1 protein-coding gene is annotated in these 715 nt (G+C 57.5%); it reads left to right on the top strand.

Translation table 11 applies throughout. The features are described 5' to 3' along the window. Positions 1–403 precede the first annotated feature (403 nt). Positions 404–715, top strand: coding sequence for a hypothetical protein (locus X742_RS0139655; protein ID WP_023775656.1), 312 nt, complete (start codon positions 404–406; stop codon positions 713–715).

Below are 715 nucleotides of genomic sequence, written 5' to 3'. Positions count from 1 at the left end.
GAGACGATTTTCGTCGTCACCCGCTCGAGCTCGTCCCCACTCGCGGATAGCCGCGTTCTCAGACGGCGTCGGTCTCGATCATGTCCGCGACGCTGCCCGTCCAGGTCCGTAACCGTTTGCCTCAGTTTGAAATTTGCCGCGCGAACGCTATTGTCGCGCCGCGTGCCAAACTCCTAGATGCTTTAGCGAAAGCTTGGAGAAGACCCGTATCGGACCGCGCCCGAGAATTGTTCGACAGTTACGTGGCTAACAGCCTCAACCATCCTGACCTCAAAGGCATCGGGATCGCGTCCCATGTGTTCAACCTTACTGCTGCTGCAATTGAGGCGCATATCCCAACGGCTGAGATTGTCGCTGCGGTTGGCCCGCTTGCCCGTGCACTGTCTTCAAGGACTTTCCAGGTATGCCCACCGGACCCAAGCGACCCGCTGACGTGATCGGCAACGTTGAGGACGTCATTGTGACGGGCGAGGAAGTCGACACGACCATTGAAACTATGGCCGGCAAGTATCTGGACCATCTTTTGGAATGCCCCTATTGCGGCATTATCCGACTGCAGATTCCCAAAGACGTCCAACCTCGCACGCCGATCAATTGCGCCGGTTGCCGCGAGTATCTTGGCACATGGGACGAACTACAGAGCGACTTCGAGCGTCAAGGCGGAACGCACGGGACGTTTCGTCTCGAAAAGGGGCGTATCCAGAAGCTCGATTGA

This window comes from Mesorhizobium sp. LNHC229A00, assembly GCF_000502415.1.
Classification (GTDB): domain Bacteria; phylum Pseudomonadota; class Alphaproteobacteria; order Rhizobiales; family Rhizobiaceae; genus Mesorhizobium.
This window is presented reverse-complemented; position numbering and strand designations above follow the sequence as displayed.

Excerpts from the sequence above, each read along its gene's own strand:
- X742_RS0139655 (WP_023775656.1), top strand. The coding sequence starts at position 404 with ATGCCCACCGGACCCAAGCGACCCGCTGACGTGATCGGCAACGTTGAG.